This window comes from Sporosarcina saromensis (assembly GCF_054901285.1).
Genome location: NZ_CM142738.1, coordinates 1,576,480 through 1,597,992 on the forward strand (window position 1 = coordinate 1,576,480; position 21,513 = coordinate 1,597,992).

At 43.0% G+C, this 21,513-nt stretch carries 25 protein-coding genes and 1 riboswitch; of the genes, 14 read left to right on the forward strand and 11 right to left on the reverse strand.

Annotated elements, in window-relative coordinates; translation table 11 throughout:
• Positions 1-29 precede the first annotated feature (29 nt).
• Both ACVHUV_RS07825 and ACVHUV_RS07830 read right to left on the reverse strand, forming a co-directional pair.
• Positions 30-572, reverse strand: a complete 543-nt coding sequence (locus tag ACVHUV_RS07825) for a phosphoribosyltransferase family protein (protein ID WP_462086641.1) — start codon at positions 570-572, stop codon at positions 30-32.
• A 15-nt stretch (positions 573-587) separates the two neighbouring features.
• Positions 588-1,661: an NCS2 family permease gene (locus ACVHUV_RS07830; protein WP_462086642.1), complete on the reverse strand. Its 1,074-nt coding sequence runs from the start codon at positions 1,659-1,661 to the stop codon at positions 588-590.
• A gap of 101 nt (positions 1,662-1,762) precedes the next feature.
• Positions 1,763-1,863: riboswitch (purine riboswitch) on the reverse strand.
• Between the two features lie 139 nt (positions 1,864-2,002).
• Between ACVHUV_RS07830 and ACVHUV_RS07835 the strand changes: the two genes are divergently transcribed.
• Entirely contained in the window at positions 2,003-3,154 is a 1,152-nt protein-coding gene (locus ACVHUV_RS07835) for a DUF445 domain-containing protein (protein ID WP_462086643.1), read from the forward strand.
• A gap of 17 nt (positions 3,155-3,171) precedes the next feature.
• A complete protein-coding gene (locus ACVHUV_RS07840; protein ID WP_317946300.1) occupies positions 3,172-3,519 on the forward strand; it encodes a YlbF family regulator in 348 nt (115 codons plus the stop codon).
• 98 nt (positions 3,520-3,617) lie between these two features.
• On the opposite strand, the gene ACVHUV_RS07845 is transcribed toward ACVHUV_RS07840, so the two are convergent.
• Positions 3,618-4,913 (reverse strand): protoglobin domain-containing protein, encoded by a 1,296-nt coding sequence (locus tag ACVHUV_RS07845; RefSeq protein ID WP_371390097.1) that lies wholly within the window; start codon positions 4,911-4,913, stop codon positions 3,618-3,620.
• Positions 4,914-4,973: 60 nt separating this feature from the next.
• Here ACVHUV_RS07845 and ACVHUV_RS07850 point away from each other — a divergent pair, with 60 nt between their 5' ends.
• The 3 genes from ACVHUV_RS07850 (at position 4,974) to ACVHUV_RS07860 (ending at position 8,354) form a co-directional block, all read left to right on the forward strand.
• Complete coding sequence (locus tag ACVHUV_RS07850) at positions 4,974-6,497, forward strand: coproporphyrinogen III oxidase (protein ID WP_462086644.1); 1,524 nt, start codon at positions 4,974-4,976, stop codon at positions 6,495-6,497.
• 136 nt (positions 6,498-6,633) lie between these two features.
• Entirely contained in the window at positions 6,634-7,413 is a 780-nt protein-coding gene (locus tag ACVHUV_RS07855; protein ID WP_462086645.1) for an enoyl-CoA hydratase, read from the forward strand.
• A 128-nt stretch (positions 7,414-7,541) separates the two neighbouring features.
• Positions 7,542-8,354, forward strand: coding sequence for an STAS domain-containing protein (locus ACVHUV_RS07860; protein ID WP_317946296.1), 813 nt, complete (start codon positions 7,542-7,544; stop codon positions 8,352-8,354).
• A 20-nt stretch (positions 8,355-8,374) separates the two neighbouring features.
• Here ACVHUV_RS07860 and mgsA read toward each other — a convergent pair whose 3' ends face one another.
• Together mgsA and ACVHUV_RS07870 are read right to left on the reverse strand one after the other, a co-directional pair.
• Entirely contained in the window at positions 8,375-8,797 is a 423-nt protein-coding gene (gene mgsA, locus ACVHUV_RS07865) for a methylglyoxal synthase (RefSeq protein ID WP_317946294.1), read from the reverse strand.
• Positions 8,798-8,887: 90 nt separating this feature from the next.
• On the reverse strand, positions 8,888-9,073 hold the full coding sequence (locus ACVHUV_RS07870; protein ID WP_317946292.1) for a YhzD family protein: 186 nt from the start codon (positions 9,071-9,073) through the stop codon (positions 8,888-8,890).
• Between the two features lie 172 nt (positions 9,074-9,245).
• Here ACVHUV_RS07870 and ACVHUV_RS07875 point away from each other — a divergent pair, with 172 nt between their 5' ends.
• The 8 genes from ACVHUV_RS07875 (at position 9,246) to yhaM (ending at position 17,463) form a co-directional block, all read left to right on the forward strand.
• Entirely contained in the window at positions 9,246-9,443 is a 198-nt protein-coding gene (locus ACVHUV_RS07875; RefSeq protein WP_462086879.1) for a helix-turn-helix transcriptional regulator, read from the forward strand.
• Positions 9,444-9,445: 2 nt separating this feature from the next.
• Positions 9,446-9,757, forward strand: coding sequence for a DUF2178 domain-containing protein (locus ACVHUV_RS07880; protein WP_317946290.1), 312 nt, complete (start codon positions 9,446-9,448; stop codon positions 9,755-9,757).
• Between the two features lie 17 nt (positions 9,758-9,774).
• Complete coding sequence (locus ACVHUV_RS07885; protein WP_317946288.1) at positions 9,775-10,077, forward strand: DUF2178 domain-containing protein; 303 nt, start codon at positions 9,775-9,777, stop codon at positions 10,075-10,077.
• 58 nt (positions 10,078-10,135) lie between these two features.
• Positions 10,136-11,035, forward strand: a complete 900-nt coding sequence (locus ACVHUV_RS07890) for an ABC transporter ATP-binding protein (RefSeq protein ID WP_462086880.1) — start codon at positions 10,136-10,138, stop codon at positions 11,033-11,035.
• Positions 11,028-12,290, forward strand: a complete 1,263-nt coding sequence (locus ACVHUV_RS07895; RefSeq protein ID WP_462086646.1) for an ABC transporter permease — start codon at positions 11,028-11,030, stop codon at positions 12,288-12,290. Before ACVHUV_RS07890 ends, ACVHUV_RS07895 begins: the two co-directional genes overlap by 8 nt.
• Before the next feature lie 125 nt (positions 12,291-12,415).
• Positions 12,416-13,636, forward strand: a complete 1,221-nt coding sequence (locus ACVHUV_RS07900) for a metallophosphoesterase family protein (RefSeq protein ID WP_462086647.1) — start codon at positions 12,416-12,418, stop codon at positions 13,634-13,636.
• A gap of 9 nt (positions 13,637-13,645) precedes the next feature.
• The gene (locus ACVHUV_RS07905; protein WP_462086648.1) at positions 13,646-16,528 is read left to right on the forward strand and encodes an ATP-binding protein; all 2,883 of its coding nucleotides are present in this window, start codon (positions 13,646-13,648) and stop codon (positions 16,526-16,528) included.
• A complete protein-coding gene (yhaM, locus tag ACVHUV_RS07910) occupies positions 16,525-17,463 on the forward strand; it encodes a 3'-5' exoribonuclease YhaM (protein WP_317946280.1) in 939 nt (312 codons plus the stop codon). The genes ACVHUV_RS07905 and yhaM overlap by 4 nt, the downstream gene beginning before the upstream one ends.
• Positions 17,464-17,547: 84 nt before the next feature.
• Here the strand turns inward: yhaM and ACVHUV_RS07915 are convergent, their stop codons facing one another.
• Entirely contained in the window at positions 17,548-18,438 is an 891-nt protein-coding gene (locus ACVHUV_RS07915; RefSeq protein ID WP_371390104.1) for a peptidylprolyl isomerase, read from the reverse strand.
• 143 nt (positions 18,439-18,581) lie between these two features.
• Here ACVHUV_RS07915 and ACVHUV_RS07920 point away from each other — a divergent pair, with 143 nt between their 5' ends.
• On the forward strand, positions 18,582-18,674 hold the full coding sequence (locus ACVHUV_RS07920; RefSeq protein WP_317946277.1) for a YjcZ family sporulation protein: 93 nt from the start codon (positions 18,582-18,584) through the stop codon (positions 18,672-18,674).
• Positions 18,675-18,721: 47 nt separating this feature from the next.
• On the opposite strand, the gene ACVHUV_RS07925 is transcribed toward ACVHUV_RS07920, so the two are convergent.
• The 5 genes from ACVHUV_RS07925 to ACVHUV_RS07945 form a co-directional block, all read right to left on the reverse strand.
• The gene (locus ACVHUV_RS07925; protein WP_239432685.1) at positions 18,722-18,907 is read right to left on the reverse strand and encodes a hypothetical protein; all 186 of its coding nucleotides are present in this window, start codon (positions 18,905-18,907) and stop codon (positions 18,722-18,724) included.
• A gap of 59 nt (positions 18,908-18,966) precedes the next feature.
• Positions 18,967-19,572, reverse strand: a complete 606-nt coding sequence (locus ACVHUV_RS07930; RefSeq protein WP_317946274.1) for an HTH-type transcriptional regulator Hpr — start codon at positions 19,570-19,572, stop codon at positions 18,967-18,969.
• 339 nt (positions 19,573-19,911) lie between these two features.
• A complete protein-coding gene (locus ACVHUV_RS07935) occupies positions 19,912-20,274 on the reverse strand; it encodes a YtxH domain-containing protein (RefSeq protein ID WP_317946273.1) in 363 nt (120 codons plus the stop codon).
• A 115-nt stretch (positions 20,275-20,389) separates the two neighbouring features.
• Entirely contained in the window at positions 20,390-20,914 is a 525-nt protein-coding gene (locus ACVHUV_RS07940) for a tryptophan transporter (RefSeq protein ID WP_462086649.1), read from the reverse strand.
• 108 nt (positions 20,915-21,022) lie between these two features.
• On the reverse strand, positions 21,023-21,451 hold the full coding sequence (locus ACVHUV_RS07945; RefSeq protein ID WP_317946270.1) for an HIT family protein: 429 nt from the start codon (positions 21,449-21,451) through the stop codon (positions 21,023-21,025).
• Positions 21,452-21,513 lie beyond the last annotated feature (62 nt).

Here is a 21,513-nt window from a genome sequence, read left to right on the forward strand (position 1 = left end):
TATTAATAGATGAAATCTATCGTTAACCTTTATTCATGAGGAAACAAAGGTAGTTTCTCCAAGAAGAGTATGTCGTCACGTTCTGCTGCATCGCCTTCGGCTAATATAGCCGCTTTTGCTATGACGTGTGCACCAGCTGCTTCAACCAATTCGCCTAATGCACGGAGCGATTCGCCTGTACTGATGACGTCATCGACTAATGCAATCCGTTTGCCTTTCATGAAATCTGCGTCTTTGCGGTCGAGGCATAGGACTTGTTCTTTTTGTGTCGTAATGGATACGACTTCATTCACAAGAGGATCTTCCATGTAAGGTTTGACCGTTTTACGGGCGACGACGTAGCGTGGCATGTCGAGCTGCTTTGAGAGCTCATATATGAGTGGAATTCCTTTCGCTTCTGCAGTTACAAGTACATCCACTTCAGGTAGTTTCGCTGCTAACAACGGTGCAGCTTTACGCACCACTTCTGTATCGCCTAAAATGACAAAACTTGCAATGCTCAATGCATCAGAAATTGGGAGTATTGGTAACTCCCTTTCAATCCCAGCTAGTTGTAATGTATATGTTTTCAACTGTTACCCCTCCAATTAAAATCCGAATACGGTCATAAGAAATTGAACGATGATTCCCGCTAACATGCCTAAAAATGGATCTGTAATCGCCGTGACAATCATTGTCACGCCACCAACTATTCCGTTGCCAGCTCCTTCACCAGTTAACGCAGAAATTGCGTTGCCAGGCAATGTGACAATCGCGCCTAAAACGAAAAGGAATCCAGCGATTGAAGCACTTGGTACAAACTTTCCAATCTTAGGAAGAAGTTTTGCAAATAAAATGATTGCCATCAAGACCATCATTAATACACCAGACCAAACGGCGTGTGGTGCACTTGCTGTTGCAGAAATGACGATTTCAACGGGTGCTCCACCAAAAAAGGAAGAAGCCATATCTGCCAAACTACTAATAATCGTTAACGTATCAACGTTTACATCAGTGTTTGCGATTTCCCCATTTATTTTACCGAAGGCAATATTTGCTCCGATATTTAAACAAACCATCGCTAGCGCACCTCTAATGACAGAAGGGTTTACGACAAGTTTTTGTCTGAACATGCCCTCTTTCATAAGATGGTTAGCGGGATTTGTCACATCTTTTTTCTTTATGAAGGTGTAAACGATACTTGAAAGAAGTACAGAAGCAGTAATTGTATAAACTAAATCTTTTGTTGCGAAATAGGTTACGAGTGCGCTCACCATCGATGTAATACCGATGATGCGATCATTCTTGGCCATATCCCAAGCCACTTTTGTCAGCATGATACCGACACCGGCCATCATCCCGGTTGTAATAATTGGACCAATCCAATCAATAAGGAATTCTAAAAAACCGAAAAGGCCAATCACTAATAAAATCGCCGCTCCGAAGAAAATCATCGAGAGTCGTTCGCGCATATTTTTCCCCATTGTTCCCGCTAACGTAATCGTCTCCGCTTGATAGGAAATGACTGCCACATTACTTGTTGCAGCACTCCCGACCGCACCGACAACGAAGGCTAATGCTGTTGGAACGGATGCGAACCCAAACGTCATCGCGAGCAAACCTTGGGGAAGGGCGTTTAAAACCCCACTTAAAGCAGCCAAAATATCTTTCCAAATGTCCATGTTGTTCTCCTTCCATCACTCCATCTCTCTACGGAAAACAACTGGTTCGTTTGCACGGATAAATGAAAAAACACTTTTGTTCTACAAAAGCACTTTAGAAATCTGTCCGAACGACCATCCATAGTAGGGCAATTAAGGTTGCCCCGTAGAGACTCCCGAACCAAATTATCGGGATTATATGGGTGTGTCTAATGTCTTTGGCTGTTCAAAAATAACACAAATCAAACTATTGCACAATAGCACATTATTTGTAAAAAGGGTGTCATTTTCGTTTGCGCTAGCGAATGCTTTTTCCATTGAACATCGTTCTGTTATAATGAAACGGAACGAACTAGAAAAAGGTGAAGCGATTGAATTTCATATGGACATTGTTATTCATGGCAATGATTGGTGCGTTAATTGGTGGTTTTACAAATCACCTTGCCATTAAGATGCTTTTTCGACCGCATGAAGCGAAGTATATTGGGAAGTGGCGGCTTCCGTTCACGCCGGGGTTAATTCCAAAACGTCGGGATGAATTGGCTGTACAACTCGGGAAGACGGTCACGAATTATTTAGTGACGCCTGATATGTTCAGAAAAAAGTTGCTGACGCCAGAAATGGAAAAGAAGGCGGAGCAATTCCTTCAACGGAAGCTTGACGAGCATATTTTGCATTCTGACAAATCATTGAATGATTGGTTGCAAACAGCTGGTGCGACAACGTTTGCTGCAAAAACAGAAGAAAAAATCATTGAAACGGTAGATGCGCAGCTGTTCAAAGTGAAGCACAAACTGACGACAGGTACGATTGAAGAAGTCGTTCCAGTGGCATGGCAACAACAGTTGAAAAACAAAATTCCTACTGTCACATCCTATTTACTCGAACAATCGGCATCCTATGTCGATTCGTATGAAGGTAAAGTGATGTTTCAAAAGTTGATCAACGACTTTTTGGAGTCAAAAGGAACATTTGGTGGCATGCTCAATATGTTTTTCGGAGATTCCAATTCACTCGTTGAAAAAGTGCAAAAGGAAGCATTGATATTCATTCAAGCACCTGGGACCGCGAACATGCTCACAACGTTGCTCGAAAAGGAGTTTCTCAAACTGCAGCAACGACCGATGGAAGAATTGTTAGCGGATTTCAATTGGGATGGATTGTTTACGTCGATTCGAGCATATGTTAAAAAGGAATTGGCGGTTGACGTACGATTGAATAAGACGCTGCACGATTACTGGCCGGATGGTTCGAAGTGGACGGCTGAAAATGTGACACCAAAGCTCGTTGAATTTGGATTTATGCAAGCGGAGAAACAATTGGATTTGTCACTGCAGAAATTGAAGCTCGATGAAATCGTTAAAGAACAAGTCGATTCATTTCCAGTCGCTGTGCTGGAAGACTTAGTATTAGGTATTTCAAGACGTGAATTTAAAATGATCACCGTACTTGGCGCACTATTAGGTGGAGTCATCGGGATTGTCCAAGGATTGATCGTCTTTTTTACACTATAATATAGGGGGAATTAATAATGACCGTAAACATTTATGATGACTTGAACAGATTGGAAGCGACGTTCCGTAAAACGAACGAATTTGCAGAAGTGACAACAGCGATTGAAGCTGTTAAAGCTGATGAGCAAGCGTTGGAATTGTTCAAGAGCTTCCGTCAAATCCAAATGACGTTGCAAGAAAAACAAATGCGTGGCGAAGAAATTGCACCGGAAGAATTGGAGTATGCTCAGAAAACGGCTCAATTAGCGCAACAAAACGAAAAAATCATGGAAATGCTTCAAGCGGAAATGAAACTAAGTGGTTTGCTAGAAGAAGTAAACCGCGTTCTCATGAAACCTGTCCAAGATTTGTATGAAACGATGTAATGAATAAAAAGAAAAACAGAAAAAATGCATGATGGCAAATTCGCCGTCATGCATTTTTCTGTTTGTACGATGTTTCTTGTTATTTCAAAGTTCTTCTATTACATTTGTGATAACGCATGTGCAGATGCACTGATTTCCTCAGAGCTTTCTTGGAAAGACTTGATGGACGTGAAAATCTTCTCAACGTCCTTATGTAGTTGAGCGTTGCGCGTTTGCAACTTCGACATCGAGTCGACGATTGAAGCAAACGAATTACTGGAAAGTACAATTTGCTTATGTTCTTCATCAATTAACGTCTGTAACGCACCGACTTCTTTTACAATCGTTGTCGTTTTGGAATCCGTTTCTTCTAAAATCATCCCGATTTCCTCAACAGAAGCTTTCGTATTCGCAGCAAGTTTTCCTACCTCTCCAGCTACGACGGCAAATCCTTTTCCGTGTTCACCCGCACGCGCCGCTTCAATGGACGCATTCAATGACAACAGGTTCGTCTGGTTTGCAATATCGGTAACAATTTGCGCGATGGATGCGATTTTTACAGTCAATGTACGTAGTTCTTCAGCACGTACACGGATAGAATCCATGTTGGACTGGATTTCGATACTCTGTCCTTCTGTCTTTTGCAATGCAGTGCGTTCCGTTTCGGAAGCGCTTGTGATTTCATCTGCTAACACCGTATTTTCATCCGCCAAATGATGGAGGTTATCAAGCACTTCTGTCATCTGCTGCACTTCAGTCGTTGTCTTGTCGATGACTTCATACAGGACAGAAGAACTTTGTTGGATCTCGTCCATTAAGGCCGTTTTCTTTTCATTTTCATCCACAAGTTTTTGTTCATGCGCTTGCTCATATACTTCTAACACGAGTTGTTGTTCAAAGTTTAAGATTTTGGAAATGCAGTGGATGGCGGTCACTTTGTCATTCCCCGCTAAGTCGGATTGTTCAATAATGGTAAAGAAGCTGTTCAGTAAGTCTTGAAATGCAGCTAAATACCATTTAGGCTCAAGACCAATTCTTGCATGGATAACCGCGATTTTATGACGTGTTTGTACATAATCGTTGTCGATTTTCCCGTTAAACATTTCAGAGATGTGCTTTTCGAGTGTAATGCGCAGTCGCTCAACGCTACTATTGTTTGCAATGATGGTTTTGAGCGCTACTTCGTTTTCGAGATTTGCGTAAAATTTTGATACAATAGTGGACGCATTCTCTTTGACATACGGAATGAGAATACGTAAAACAGCTAAGTCGATTTCACGGATATTACTCATGCACAGTTGAGATTGTATATCTGCATCTAAGTCTTGGGAAATATGCACATGTTGTAATTCATGTTGTGCCTGTTCGAGCAGTGATGACGATACGGTTGTTTTTTTCTTTGTGAATAAAGCCAATGAAGTTCCCCCTAGAAAGTTGTAAAATGAAAACAATGATAAATGAAAGTTGGAGCGTGCATGCAAAAGATTATCCTATCAAAACCATTTGAACAAGACTGGATTCGAATGTTCACACATCTTGCCAACCTTTTCTTTGAAGAGACAAAGATCAGTTTCGATACGGAAGAGGATGGCATCTATGTTGATGTTCATGTAGAGCAAGATTCGAACAACCGATTTTCAGGAAGTGCCCAGCTTAGACAGAACGACAAAGCGTATTGGGCATCGTTTGAAGAGCAAGTCGAAATGAACGTCACTGAAAAAGAAAGAGCTCGTCAGTTGAAGCGGGTGTATTCCCACGTATTCTTAGATGTGCTGGAACAACTTACGGGCACAACGCAGTCTTGGGGAATACTGACAGGAATACGTCCGATGAAGCTCTACCATAAGTATCGTCAACTTGGACATAATTGTGAAGAGGTTAAAAAGATTTTAATGGAAAACCATCGGATTGCTGAGGAAAAATGTACACTTTTAGAACAGATTGAGAAAGTACAGATACAGGCCATCCCTGATTTACACGCTATTAAAGATGAAGTGAGTATTTACATTGGTATTCCTTTCTGTCCAACGAAGTGTGCGTATTGTACGTTTCCTGCGTATGCCATTCATCGGAAAAACGGTCGTGTCGAGTCGTTTTTGGATGGCCTTCATGAAGAAATCCGTGAAATTGGCAAATGGTTGACGCAAAGGGATAAAAAGATTACGACGATCTATTTTGGGGGTGGGACGCCGACTTCTATTGAAGCGGATGAAATGGACGCTCTTTATCAAACGATGTATGACTCTTTTCCGTATATGGACGAAGTGCGTGAAATAACGGTTGAAGCAGGACGTCCGGATACGATTACACCTGCGAAAATTGACGTATTGAAAAAGTGGGGCATCGATCGGATCAGTGTCAATCCACAATCCTATACGGATGAAACGTTGAAAGCGATCGGTCGGCACCATTCTGTGCAAGAGACGATCGACAAGTTCTGGTTGTCGCGCAATATGGGCATGAACAACATTAATATGGATCTGATTATCGGCTTACCGAATGAAGGCGTAGAAGAGTTCCAGCATTCATTGACAGAAACTGAGAAAATGCAACCGGAATCTTTGACTGTGCATACATTATCCTTTAAACGTGCGTCTGAACTGACGAGGAACAAAGAGAAGTACAAAGTGGCGGACCGTGAAACAGTGGAACGGATGATGCAATTGGGGGAACAATGGACGAAGGAAAATGGCTATGTTCCATACTATTTGTATCGCCAGAAGAACATTCTCGGCAACTTGGAAAATGTCGGGTATGCAAAACCGGGCGAAGAGAGCCTTTATAATATCATCATAATGGAGGAAGTCCAAACGATCATTGGTATTGGGTGTGGTGCTTCGAGTAAGTTCATGGACCCAGTGACAGAGAAAATCACTCAATTCCAAAATCCAAAAGATCCTGCAGCGTACATTTTGACGTTTGAAGATTATATTGACAAGAAAATTGAACACCTTGAACGCATTTTCCCTGAGAAGGTCACAGTTGAGCTGGATCGCTGATGGGCACGAAATCGTAAACGATAAGCAGTACGCTGCTTAACCGGTTACGATTTTCTTTTTGACGGAAAGAAGGAGTTCCACAACATTCCTCGAATATGTACTAATGAATGGTTATTCATTATTGGAGGGATGGAGCATGTTTACGACAATAGAACTAACAAAAGAGGGGCGTTTAGCGCGTTTAGTACTTAATCGACCTGAAGCGATGAATGCGATGGACGATCGGATGATGAAGGAGTTAGCGGATGCTTTTGAAGCTTTGCAAAATGATGAGGAAGTCCAGGTGCTCATTATTGAAGGGGCAGGAAGGGCTTTCTCAGCAGGCGGAGATATTAAAAAGATGGTAGACCCGGATTCGCCGATGGACATCGCGAGTGTAATGGTCGATGTATCACGTTTGGCGAAAGCGCTCTATTCGTTGCCGCAAATTACGATTGCATCGATTCATGGGGCTGCGGCAGGATTAGGTTGCAGTGTTGCACTTGGCTGTGATGTCATTGTTGCGGAAGAATCGAGCAAATTGGCAATGAATTTTATTGGCATCGGGTTAGTGCCTGACGGGGCAGGACACTTCTTCTTAAAAGAACGCGTCGGCATCAATACGGCAAAACAGCTCATTTGGTCCGGTGAAGTGATGGCGGCTGAAAAAGCGAAAGCACTTGCGTTGGTTGATGAAATCGTTCCGGACGGACAAGCTTCGGGTGTATCGACTGCACTCGCGCAAAAGTTTCTCAACGCACCAATCGCAGCCATGCTAGCGTCGAAAAACATATTACACGCACAAAAGATGGATGAATTAGAGAAAGTAGTAGCAATGGAAAGTGAGCAACAAGTGCGTATGCGTCAAACGGAAGATCATTTGGAAGGCATTCAAGCGTTCGTACAAAAACGCAAACCACAATTTAAAGGGAAATAAACCCAGAAGCTGCCGACTCGTCAAATCGGCAGCTTTTCGTATATAGTAATTTTGAATACATTGAGGTTTAACGTCTATACATAACGGTTATGTAAAGATACGGGATTAGAACCTAGGGGGGGACTTAGATGGACTTTGTAATTGCTAACAAAGAAATTAACGACTATTTTCAAGGGAATAAACAATGCTTTGAAGCCGAATTGTTATCGCAAGCTGTCACGGTAAAAGACAAAATAACCGAGATTTTAGAAGTGGGTAATATTGATTTGATCAATAACGCTCACAAATTGGTCAATTGTGTGCTTGAAGGGAAAGGCGAAGAGTTGCAAGATTTCGCAAAGCAGGAAGGAATTTTATGGGCGACGCATGCATTGACGCTGTCGTTTAAGTTGGAATGGGTGCAAGCAATTAGGCGGACACTTTGGATTTTTATTGAACGCTATTTACATGAAAAACAATTGGACATCAATTTTTTCACACTTGAAAAACACATTAATAATCATATCGACCAATTCCTCAATGCGTTCTTCATCAACTACTCTACCTATAAAGATGCATTGCTAAAAGCACAGAGAGAGTTGGTTGAAGATTTGTCTGTACCAATCATTCCGATTACACCGACTGTCTGCATTTTGCCGATCATTGGTGAAGTGGATTATTTCAGGGCGAAAGTGATGGAAGAAAAGGTTCTGATGGAAGTGAGTAGGCTACATATTCAAACGTTGCTCATTGACTTATCTGGTATTGCTGAAATGGAAGAGGAAGTTGTCGACCAACTCATGAAAATAATTGACGGGGCTGCGATGATGGGCTGTAATACGGTCATAACAGGTTTACGACCAGATGTCGTCCGCAGTGTCATCAAACTAGGCGTTCGTTTTGATACAAATACGAAAACCGTAGGCTCCTTGCAACAAGCATTGAAGCTGTATTTGAAGTAAAAGAAAAGGACTCAATCCGCTTAGGAATTGAGTCCTTTTGTTTTGTATTTATCAGCTGTATCACGCCAAGAGAAGTACCCTTTTTCAACAGCAAGAATCAGTAATTCAGCCGTTGCGATATTAGTTGCAAGTGGAATGCCGTATACGTCACATAGACGAAGCAATGCACTGACGTCCGGTTCATGCGGTTGTGCAGTCAATGGATCACGGAAAAATAAAATTAAATCCAATTCACCTGTCGCGATCATCGAACCGATCTGCTGGTCACCGCCGAGTGGACCAGACATCATCCGGTGGACGGTTAGCCCAGTTTCATTCATGATAAGTTTGCCGGTCGTTCCTGTCGCAAATAGGTTGTAATTTGCAAAGATATGTTTATACGCAATGGCGAAGTTCACCATTTCCTCTTTCTTCTGATCATGTGCAATTAGTGCAATATTCAAAGGAGCACCTCCAACTGTAGCTTTCAGCTTTAGTGTACCATTGCACGAGACGAACAGCCAAACAGAAAGATTATTCAGGAATCTATCAAATTAGACATGGAACAAAAGGAGTTTTCCTGCTGGTGAGGCTAAACGATGTGTTTGGTCGAGTAGATTTTGTTCTTCTAACAACGTCCTGCCTTTTTCTTTTGCTGCATCATCCGTTTCAGCGGTGAATGTCTCTTCCGTTAGTAATTTCCCCGTTTTTTCATATGCGGTTAACTTGTACGTTCTCATGTTGTTCATCCTCCCATCCTTTTTATTAGTATACTACGAATGTTCATAGAATGAATAGTAATTCATTTAGATGAAATCTGACTTTCGCATGTAAAGTTTCCTTGACAATACGCATATAGTAAAGTAACCTTTACGTAAAGCGACCTTTACAAAAGAAAGGGGGAGCATGTCACTGGACAATTTAATACGGGAAAAGCGGACGGCAATGGGACTGACCCAAGATGATTTAGCAGAGAAGTTGGAAGTTTCAAGGCAGACGATCATCTCGTTGGAAAAAGGCCGATACAATCCGTCTTTACTGTTAGCGTTTAAAATTGCAAAGCTGTTTCATTGCCAAATCGAAGAGATTTTTTATCCGGAGGAGGAGTGAAGATGTACGAAGGGTTTGATTTCTGGACATTTATGGCCGGATTGCCACTTGGATTGGCCATTTGGGGCGTCGTCTATTATTTTGTCAGGAAAAAAGGGAAGAAGGAGCGCTTGTTTGATGAAAGGTATAAAAACATTCATCGACAAGCGAGAGCTTTTTCATGGATGGTCATGACGGGTGCAATCTTAATTGCTTGGATTATTGTCATGGTTGTAGAGGGTGCAAAATTAGCGTTCTTCATCATGACTGCGTTATGGGTCATTCATATGATGTCGTGGCTAGTGGGCGCGGTGATTGCGAATAGGGAACATTAAGGGAAAGGGGGAAGTTTATGATTCCCACAATGGAAAGTATTGCAGGATTTATTACAGGATTTGGTGTTGTTTCTTTAATCGCATTTATTTATTTTAAAAATGGCAATAAACACCGTCGTTTCGATGAAAGATACAAGGAGATTCATACAAAAGCTAGAACGATATCGTGGTCGATCACGCTCATTGTTCTTGTATGTATGTGGTTGGGGGCATTGCTAATAGAAGGACCTAAGCTTGCATTTTTCCTAGCGGTATTTGCATATGCTGTCATGCTAATTTCGTATGGGGTTAGTGTCCTTGTATTCAGTAAAAGAATGTAACTGAAACCATTAACATAGTTGTTCGTACTGTACAAAGTGGAAACAGGAAAGGGGAAATATTGTGCTACAAATTGAACAAGTGACGAAAAGGTTTGGGGATTTTACAGCTGTTGATCAGCTATCGCTCTCAGTTGAACAAGGAACGATGTATGGGTTCCTTGGAGCGAATGGAGCTGGCAAAACGACAACTTTTAGAATGATCTTAGGGTTATTGAATGCAAATGAAGGGCGGATTTCGTGGAATGGCAAGTCGATTTCTTATGCAACGAGTCCTGAAATCGGCTACTTGCCGGAAGAACGGGGTTTGTATCCGAAAATGAAAGTGGATGAACAGCTGCTGTTCCTTGGTGAGCTACGTGGGATGCGTAAAGCGAATGCCAAAAAGGCCATTCAGTATTGGCTTGACCGCTTTGAAGTGCCCCACTATGTGAATAAAAAAGTGGAGGAGCTGTCTAAAGGGAATCAGCAAAAAATCCAAGTGATTGCTGCGTTGATGCATGATCCGAAGCTTATCATCCTCGACGAACCGTTTTCAGGACTCGATCCGGTCAACGTGGAAATGTTAAAACGTGCAATTATCGACTCGAGAAACAATGGAGCGACGATATTATTTTCTAGCCATCGGATGGATCACGTGGAAGAACTGTGTGAACAACTGAGTATTATCCATCGAGGAAAACAGATTGTCAGTGGTTCATTGCGGGATGTGAAGCGATCATTCGGGCGACAAAATGTGCGGATTCGGTCGGATTATGATTTGACGGCGCTCGATCAATTACAAGGTGTACTAAACGTGAATCATTCGATCGAAGGGGCAGTATTTCAAATTGAAGATGAAACCGTCGCTGCGGAACTGTTAACAGCTGCGTTACAAGCGGGGCCGATTCGTCATTTTGAAATCGAAGAGCCTTCTTTACAAGACATCTTCATTGCAAAGGTGGGGAAAGAGCATGCGTGAGTTTTGGATTGTTTTCAAGCACGCCTTTTTATCAAAAGCAAAGGCGAAATCGTTTTACATTACGACTGCAATCATGGTGGCGGCAATCTTTTTAATTGCAAACTTCTCGAAAATCATTGATACGGTACAAACAATAACAGGTGGGGACGAAACCGAAAATCGTCTCTATGTAGTCGACGAAAGCGGAGAGCTTGTCGGAAAGTTGCAAGCGCAATTGGAAGTTGTCGGCAGTGACCTGAAAGTTGAACAAGCTGAAGACGCAGAGCAAGTACTGATGGAGAAAGTGACCTCAGAAGAAATTGACGCTTTTCTAACTGTGTCTGTGGATGAGCAGAACACGATTCAAGCGACCTATACAACGATGAGTTTACTAGATTTCTCAATGCCGCAACGCATTCAGGAAGCGCTACAATCGATTCAGACTGAAATGAAGGCTGAACAATTGTCATTGACGGGCGAACAAGTTCAAACACTCTTTACGCCTATCCAGTTTGAACAGAAAAATGTGTCTCCTTCGGCTAAGTCTGAAGAAGAGTTAAATCAGGCGAGAGTGCTCGTATATGTGCTGATGTTTGTAATCTACTTCTCTGTCATTATGTATTCAAGTATGATAGCGATGGATGTCGCCACGGAAAAATCGTCAAGGGTGATGGAAATTCTCATTTCAAGTGTGTCACCTGTCAAGCATATGTTTGCGAAGGTGCTTGGCATCGGCTCACTCGGCATCGTGCAGATTATCATTTATGGAATCGCTGGTTTCATCGCGCTGCAGACGTCTGCAACCGAAGTGCCGGGCGGTGTGTCTGACTTCTTCAGTTTGTCGGACATAAATGGAATGACGTTAGCGTATGCGGCGATATTCTTTCTATTAGGCTATTTCTTGTATGCAACACTTGCTGCATTACTCGGTTCATTAGTAAGCCGTACGGAAGATGTGCAACAGATGATTATGCCGATGACGTTACTCATTGTCGCTGCATTTTTAATTGCTGCAACAGGGCTAGGTAATCCGGAAATAGGTTATTTGAAATATGCTTCTTACTTCCCGTTTTTCGCTCCACTCGTTATGTTTCTGCGCGTTGGTATGCTCGATTTGCCAATGTGGGAACCGTTGCTTTCCATTGCGATTATGGTGGCGACAATTTTCTTATTAGGATGGTTCGGTGCGCGCGTGTACCGCGGTGGTGTGTTAATGTATGGCCCATCCCGTTCCTTAAAAGATCTAAAAAAAGCAATTCAATTAGGGAAAGAATAAAAGACGACCACTTCATCATTGGTTTCATTAATGATGAAGTGGTTTTCTTCTATTTCCTTACCATTTTAAGAGAGAATGTGGTAAAATTAGAACAAATATTCGATTTTAGGAAGGGGGCGTCGGGTGTGTTATCGATCCGATTCATTCACACGGCTGATTTGCATTTAGATAGTCCATTTAAAGGGATGACGGGCTTATCCACTGCAGCGTTGCAAACCGTACGGAATAGTACATTCGCCGCTTTTCATCGCCTCATAGAACACGCGGTGGCAAGTAAACCTGATTTTGTCGTCATCGTCGGTGATGTATACGACGGGGAGGACAGAAGTTTGCGTGCGCAGCTCAAATTTCAGCAAGGGATGGAGCGATTACAGGAAGCGGGCATTCCAGTCATTCTATCGTATGGGAACCACGATCATTTAAGTGGCAATTGGACACGGTTTAAATTGCCGCCGAATGTTTATGAATGCAAGGAACACGTTGATAAGGTCACACTTACGGTCCGTGGACAGGAAGTTAATCTGTACGGCTTCAGTTACCCACAACGCCATATTCGACAAGAGATGGTCAGTCAATTCCCTGTCGCAACCGAGCGGAATGCTTTTCATATCGGGCTGCTACATGGCAGTCAATCGGGCAATGAAACGCATGACGTTTATGCGCCGTTCACAATTGATGAATTGCTCGCAAAGCAATACGATTACTGGGCACTCGGACACATCCATTTACGGCAGCACCTTCATGAAGATCCTCCGATTGTCTATCCGGGCAATTTGCAAGGGAGGCACCGCAACGAGGCAGGCGAGAAAGGCTTTTATGAAGTGGAGTTATCGAAAACGGAAGCGGCGTTCACGTTTGTCCCGACATCGACCATTCAATTTGCGACATTACGCATACCTTGTCAACAACTCCGTCATGTGAATGAATTGCTGGAGACGATTCAACAAGCGATTGAAGCGTTCCTGACAGAAAACGGTGCTGCAATTCTCGATTTGGAATTGCAGCAGTTCGATGCAAACTCTGCTTCGTTGGTCGAGCAAAATGGGGAAGAGTTGTTAATGGAAATGCTTGCGGAACAATTGGAAGGACACGAGACGTTTGTTTCAGTGCAACGTCTAACGAGTGTAAATAACTACCGAGCCACGGGGGAACAGGATGCGCTTGTGACGTCCATCCTTGCGCAAATGGATAGCTGGGAACTAGACGAGTGGCACGAACGATTGGAAGACGTGTATAGCAATGTTCGTACACGCCGCTATGTGGAACGATTGACAGAAGAACAAGTCCAAACGATTCGACAACGTGCAGAACAGCTTTTGTTGAATGAACTGCAAGCAGAGAAATGAGGTGAATACGTGAAGCTAAGGAAAATTGTCATTTATGGGTTCGGGAAACATGAAGATAAGACGATTGAGTTCACGGATGGCGTCAATGTCCTATACGGGCATAACGAAGCAGGCAAGACGACAATCCAACAATTCGTTCTCCAGGTGTTGTTTGGTTTTCCAAAAAAACAGAGTGTGTATGTACGGTACGAGCCGAAATCCGGTGGCAAGTATGGCGGACAAGTCCATCTAGAGGATAACACGTACGGGACGTGTGTCGTCGAGCGTGTCCGTGGAAAAGCGACAGGGGAAGTGACCGTCTATTTGCCGGATGGCCGTCAAGGCGGTGAAGAACTGTTACAACGAATCATGCGCCACTATGATCGGGCTTCCTTTGAAGCAATATTTTCCTTTTCAGTCTTGCAGTTACAAGGCTTTGAGCGGATGAATGAAAGTGAATTGAGTCGAACGTTGCTCGCATCTGGAACGACGGGAGTCGATTCGTTAGTTGCGCTGGAAAAGAAGATGGACAAGGAAGCGGGCGATTTATTCAAAAAAGCGGGTCGTGTCCCGGAGATGAATGTCCGTTTGCAACAACTGAAGGAATTGGAAGATGAACTGAAACGAGCAAGAGAGCGTCAGTCGACGTATGCACCAAAAGTGGCTCGCATCCGCGAAATTGAGCAAGAATTGCAAGCGGTCAAGGACCAATATGAGGGTATCCGTGCACGCAACCTCACAATCGATAAGCAGTTACAATTGTTGCCGTTGCATGAACGGAAAAGGTTGCTTCTGGCGAAAAGGAGCGCATTGCGAGAAGGTGGTTTCCCATCGGATGGCATTAGGCGGTATGAAACAATAAACAGTCGGTTGTTGGAAGCTGAAGCGAAACGGCAAGGCTTGGACAATGAAACGAATATGCTGAAAGAACAACTCGAGCGAAATATACAAGCGGAAGATTTGGCAGCGCTAGAAAGTCTGTTAGCTCGGGAACCTGAGTGGCACGAGTGGCGATCGAGTTTAGTCACGATCCAAGATTCTGAACGCCAACTGTTTGCAAAAAAACATCAGTTGCTCGACCGTCTCGGCTTGCAGGATGCAGAAGAGATGTTGCAAGCGGACGTTTCGATCCATCAGGAAGAGCACTTGTATACGGAATTACAGCAAGTTGCTGAACTGGATCGTCAGCTTGAATACATCGATCGCCAGCTTTCACAACTGGAAGCGGAGCTGAAGGAGCTCAAACTGGAATGGCAGCACGTCCAAGAGAAGGGACCGACAGAGGAAGAACTGAAAAAAGCAGATGAGTGGCCGTCCATACGAAGTAAACTGGCAGAAGCGAAAGCCTTTGTGCAGTTGAATGAAAATCGTGTACGCGGAGAGCATCCAGCGGTTTTAATTATACTCCTCCTCGCTTCTGTAGTTGCGATTGGCTTCGGCTTCATCGAACAGCAATGGCTCATTTTGCTTTCTGGTCTTTGCATTGCAGGCGTTGCAGTACTACGGGAAGTCGGAAAACGCAAACAGTCACATGCAGCGTCTCAACAGGAGATGCAACGGCTCATTGAACAATACGGTGGACAAGAAGCGGATGCCGAACTACTTCTCGACGATGTCCGGTTGTATCGTGACAAAACAAAGCAGCTAACGGACGCAATTCAATCCATGGAACGAAAAATAGGGCATTTGGAAACTGATTATGCTAAATCTTCTCAGGAGAAAGAGAGAAAAGAACGCGCTTTACAACAATTTTTCTTGAACTATGGGATGACGAGCATTCCAAATGCGAGTATTGTGCATCAGTTTTTCAGTATGGCACGTTCGTTACAGGAGATTCACCGGGAGCTCAACGACAGTAAACGACGACAGCAATCGCTGAGTGAATACGTCGATTTGCGAGCGTCGGCTATTCGTGCATTCGTCGGTGCAGATTGTCTTGAAGATGTTTTATATGAAAAATTGCGCACAAAGTTTGTTGCTTTGCAAAGCGAGCTGAAGGAGCGGGCGCATGTAGAGGCGCGTCTCGCTACGATTGAACAGCAGCAGAAAGAAATGGATGGACTTATTGCATCATTACGTCAACAGCAGGAAGCGCTGTTCGACGAAGCATCAGTAGAGACGGAAGCAGACTATTACGAAGCATACGAAGCGCATGCGCAACGGTTACAACTCTCTCGGCAATTGGCTGATATCGATGCGCAATTGGATCTACAACCAGTCCTGGAAGTAGATGTGTCAGAGGAAATTGTGCAGGATGAGTTGGTACGCAACGAAAAGGAGCTAAATATACTTACAGCCCGACTAGATGACCTTGTACAAGAGAAAGCGAATTTGCAAGCTGAAACGGATCAGTTATTGACGGACGATGCCTACCAAGTGAAACAACAACAGATTGAAATGAAGAAGACGGAACTCGAGCAATTAGCGATGCGCTGGGCGACTAGGCAAGCGATTGTGCAAGCAATTAGAAGTATGATGACGGAGTTGAAAGACCGGAAGTTGCCACATGTTTTAGAACGGGCACAACAGCTTTTCAGTACACTGACAGCCGGTGCCTATGTAGCATTGGAAATAACGGAAGAAGGGCTGTTCAGAGCGGTTGCAAACAATGCAGTCCGCTATCCAATTATCGAACTGAGTCAAGCGACAAAAGAACAAGCGTACATTTCGTTACGTCTCGCGTTAGCGATGGAAATGAAGGCACAGGCACCATTTCCAGTTTTACTCGATGATCCATTCGTGCATTTTGACGGTGAGCGTTTAAAACGGATGTTGCAGCTGATTGACGAAATAAGTAGTAAACATCAGTTCATCTACATGACGTGCCATGATAAGATAATAGAAGAGTGGACAAATGCAACGATCATAAATGTTTCCACAGTCGGAAACGATAAGGGGGCGGTTTCTATATGAAGAAAGTATTGGAACACCAAGTCGGAGAGTCGGTAGATCTGTTTTTGCTTATTAAACAATCAACGAAAGGGATCACGCAACAAGGAAGTCCTTTCATGACATTGATTTTGCAAGACAAAAGCGGTGACATCGAAGCGAAACTGTGGGATACAAACGAAGAACACGAACAACAATACGCTGCGGCCACTATCGTGAAAGTCGGAGGGGAAATCCATGAGTATCGTGGAAAAAACCAACTGCGTATTAAGAGCATCCGACCTGTAAGGGAAGACGAAACGGTCTCCATTTCGGATTTGGTCCCTTCAGCGGAAAAGAGCAAAGAAGTGTTGTACGAAGAGCTTATGCAATATTTCTTTGAGATGAAAAACCCGCATATCCAACGAATTACGCGTCATTTATTGAAAAAGCACCAACAGGCATTTCTTGTCTATCCGGCTGCCACACGAAACCATCACGACTACGTATCGGGCTTGCTCGACCATGTCGTGTCGATGCTGAAACTCGGAAAAGCGATTGCAGAATTATATCCTTCCTTAAATAAGGACCTGCTCTATGCCGGCATTATTTTGCATGATGTCGGGAAGGTGATCGAATTGTCAGGACCGGTCGGCACACAGTATACGATCGAAGGAAACCTGCTCGGACACATTACCATTATGGTGAATGAAATCGCAAAGGCTGCGGATGAGCTGGAAATCCAAGGCGAAGAAGTGATGTTGCTGCAACATCTCGTCTTGTCCCACCACGGAAAAGAGGAATGGGGCAGTCCGAAACGGCCGATGTTGATGGAAGCGGAAATCCTGCATTACATCGACAACATTGACGCGAAAATGAACATGCTGAACCGTGCAATGGCGAAAACCGGTAACGGAGAATTCACAGAAAGAATTTTCCCACTCGACAACCGTTCGTTTTACAAGCCCAATATTGAATAGGTTGGTTTGGTGAAACAAGAAAAACTGCGTGAACGAAGGAGCCAATGTCCTCGCGTTCACGCAGTTTTTTAAATGAGAAGTTGCTTACTTTTCGTCTTTTTTGTCAGCGTCGTCTTCTTTAGCTGGCATGTACTTGTCCAAAACAGTTTTGTATTCATCGACTTTAATGTCGACATCCGCTGCTTTAATCAATTCTTGCAATTTCGCTTCAAAAAGAACACCTTTTAGGCTGTTTTCGATTTCCGCTTTCAACTCTTCTTCAGTCTTTTCAGATTCAGCTTTACGCGTATCAAGCAACTCGATGACGTGGTAACCGTAGCTCGTTTTTACCGGCTCACTCAGTTCACCTTTTTTCAACGCATACGCTGCATCTTCAAATTCTTGAAGCATTTTACCAGGACCGAACCAACCTAAGTCACCGCCTGTTTCTTGTGCAACGGGTTCAGTGGAATATTCTTTCGCTAGCGCTTCGAAATCCCCACCGTCTTTAATCTTCTGAATGACTTCTTTTGCAGTCTCTTCATCAGGAACAACGATATGACGTGCATGCAATTCCGTCTTCGCACGCTCTAATCCTTTAGCAACATCTTCTTCGGACACTTCTAATGATTCAACCATTTTCTTTTGAAGCATTTGAGACTTAACGTTCTTTTCGAAGAATGCTTCCGTAATACCGTTTTGTTCTAGATACATATCAAAGTTGTCGCCGTACACTTCTTTTTGTTTCTTAATTTCTTCTTCTACTTCTTTATCTGTAATTTTGTATTCATTTTCCAACGCTTGTTGAAGAAGCATATTTTCAATGACTTGAGGGCCAATCGCGTCTTTCATTTCTTCATATAAATCTTGTTTCGTAATTTCACCAGACTTGGTTGTTGCAATCACTTCATCGTCTGAAGCTTTTTGATCGTTACTACATGCAGCAAGGGCTAATACCGAAGCTGCCATTGTCATTGCAAGGACTGTTTTTTTCATGATTATTCTCCCCTAACTTTTGTGTACAACAGTTGATACTATACCATAAAAACGTATAGAAAACAAAAAGGTTCCATCTCGTGAATCGCCTAAATCATCTTTTCACCATCGCATACGATACAAAGAGAGAGGAGGTGCTCTAAATGAGTGGATACAGCCATGGTAATTCCGGCTTCGCGTTGATTGTTGTATTGTTCATTCTTTTGATCATCGTCGGTGCAGCATACTTGTATTAATAACAAAGGTCCAACGCCCTCGTCTTGGGTGTTGGACCTTCTCTTATTTACACGTTCAATAGAACTTCAAGGTAGAAAGACAATATCAGGATCGTAATGAGGATATTGACTGTACGATAGATTTTAGGTTGCTTTTCTTCAGGGATTTCCCGAGATTGGCATAACGCATATGTCATTTTGTTTATCTGAAATAAATAAAATAATGAAAACATCACCGTAACAATAAGGATCATGTCCATTCCTCCTCTTTAACACATACATGTATCATAGCAGACCAAAAGAGAAAAAGACATTATTTTTCTTTCGATGCAGGAACAGGGACAGGCTGTCTTTGCGGTTTTGAGAGGTTGACGGACACCAATTCACCGTCTTCTTCTTCAAAAGCATGATCGATTCTTTTGAAGCCACGCTCAAAAATTTCCATGAAATCTTCCCCATAAATATTCCGCAGCACCGACATGACTTCCAAAAACTCCGGGAACTTCCCGTAAATGCTTTTAATCGGCAACGAGCCTTCCAGAATGCCGTGATTGGAGTTGTAGTAGTTTTCATTCATGCCTTGTAACAGTTGCTCGCCTTCTTCCGTCACAGAGACATATGTATTGCGCCGATCGTCATCTCTCTTGTAAAACTTCAAGTAGCCACGCTCTTCCAGTTTTTTCGAGAAATTAAAAGCGGTCGACACGTGCATGACGCCGAATTTGGCTACATCCGAAATGGAGGCACCTTGTAAATGATACGCAATCCATAAAATATGGTGTTCATTAATATTCAGGTCATAAGGTTTTATCCACTGCTGCCAATCTTTTTCGACTGCTTTCCAAAGCGCTTTTGACATTTGGGCAACACGTTGACTATAAATCATTGCTTCCTTTTGAGAGAACTTTTGCTCAGTCATTGTATACCTCCAACAATTAAATAATTGGTCTTTCTGTCATTATAGCAGGAAAATATCAAATAAAAAAGTTTGAATTGCAAAAACATTGTATAGGGGGAATAGGAAGGGAGTTTTATATGTTGTCAAATCAATGAAATTTCCGTTAGTTTGCAAGAGGAAATAATTTTCGAAGTTGAGTGGGGGGATTCCGCGTGTTTTGTGCGAAAGCAGTCTGTTATGCCTCAAAGTTGATCCGTGCCCAATTCCGCTTTCTGCCACACTTGAATGGTACTGCCAAACCGGCTAATCGAGCAACAAAAAAGACAGAGGACGTACAAATCCTCTGTCGACGGAAGTCTCTCACTTTTGTTGCGCTGCAATGGATTGTTCGAGTTCAGCAAGTGATTGTTGAATAGCGGAGATTTCCTTTTCAAGGCGTTGCTTGTTCTTTTCAGTTGAGCGTTGCCATTGTTCAATCGAGCCTTTCACGTCTTGCACGGCATCAGGAACTAGTTCTTTCGCTTCTTTCGTCATGTGCGTGACGGAATCTTTCAACTCGGAAATTTTCCCTTTTACGTCATTCAATTTAAGTTTCATATCAGTAGAAGCGCTTTTAACGGATGAACGAATTTCACGACCCGATTGTGGAGTTGAAAAAAGAACGGTGACTGCCGCTGTAACGGATCCTGCAAGTAGTCCGTACATAAATGTCGATGCTTTCATGAAGGACACTCCTTTCATTTTGAATAGTATTCCTTTTCATAGTTTAATTAAAACATGGCAACCCGTTCTGGGCAAATAAAAAAAGCTTCGCTCACGAAGAGGAAGCTTTGGGCTATCAATTGGAAACGGCCGTTTTAAACGATGTCCGTTGTAAAAACTTTTGAATGATTGGGTAGATAATGAAGAATACAATCCCGTTCATTGCTATTGTCGGTAAAACAACTGTGACGAATAGCAAAGCAAATGGAACTTCCGCGCCAAGTACAAAAATGGCAACGGACAAGAAAATCGTTCCGGACAATAATGTCCCGACACATGCGATCGCAGTGGAAACAACTAAATGATTCGTTGCTTTTTTCACGAACAAGATGATTGCATAGACGACGAATGCCGTAATGAGCTTGTCTATAATATTGGGGACGAGTCCACCTGGAAATTGGGTGAAGATGCCTGATAGGACACCTGTCGTCGCACCAAGTAATAAGACGCTACGTGAATCTCGGAATAAAAAGATGCCAATAATCATCATTGTTAGCATGAAATCAGGCTTCATGCCATTTCCGTAACCTGGGATCACCAAGTACAAAGCGGCACCAACAGCAACTAATAGTGCCATTAGCGTAAGATTTTTCGTATTCATTTCTCATCTCTCCTCAACTGGGCTCATTATTGTTCTCCTAACGTATCCTCGTGATCGTTAGCGAAAACTTATTGAAAGTATACACATAATAGTCTGAATTGGCAACTGTTATTTATTGCCGATTGTCTTTCGGATTTCATTCGCAAACTCGTGAATCCGTTCTTTCGTCAACTCTTCCACTTGTGGATTCCAGTTGGAAGAGAAGCCGTCCGTTTCATCATAACGTGGAATGAAATGCATATGGAAATGGAAGACGGCTTGGCCTGCAGGCGCGCCATTATTTTGCAAAATGTTCATGCCAGCTGGTGTGAACGTTTCTTTTAATGTGTTCGCGATTTTCGGAGCAACCGCAAATAGATTTGCAGCTTCCGTCTCACTGAACTCATAGAGATTTTCACGATGTGTTTTTGGAATTAATAAAACATGTCCCTTTGTCACAGGGGTAACGTCCATGAAGGCGACGACATGGTCGTCTTCATAAATTTTCTCACTCGGGATTTCCCCTTCAACAATTTTACAAAAAATACAGGATGTCATTGACGTTTCTTCCTTTCTCATTCGGATTTTCCGTTTCATGATTAGCGTGAAAACGGAGATGG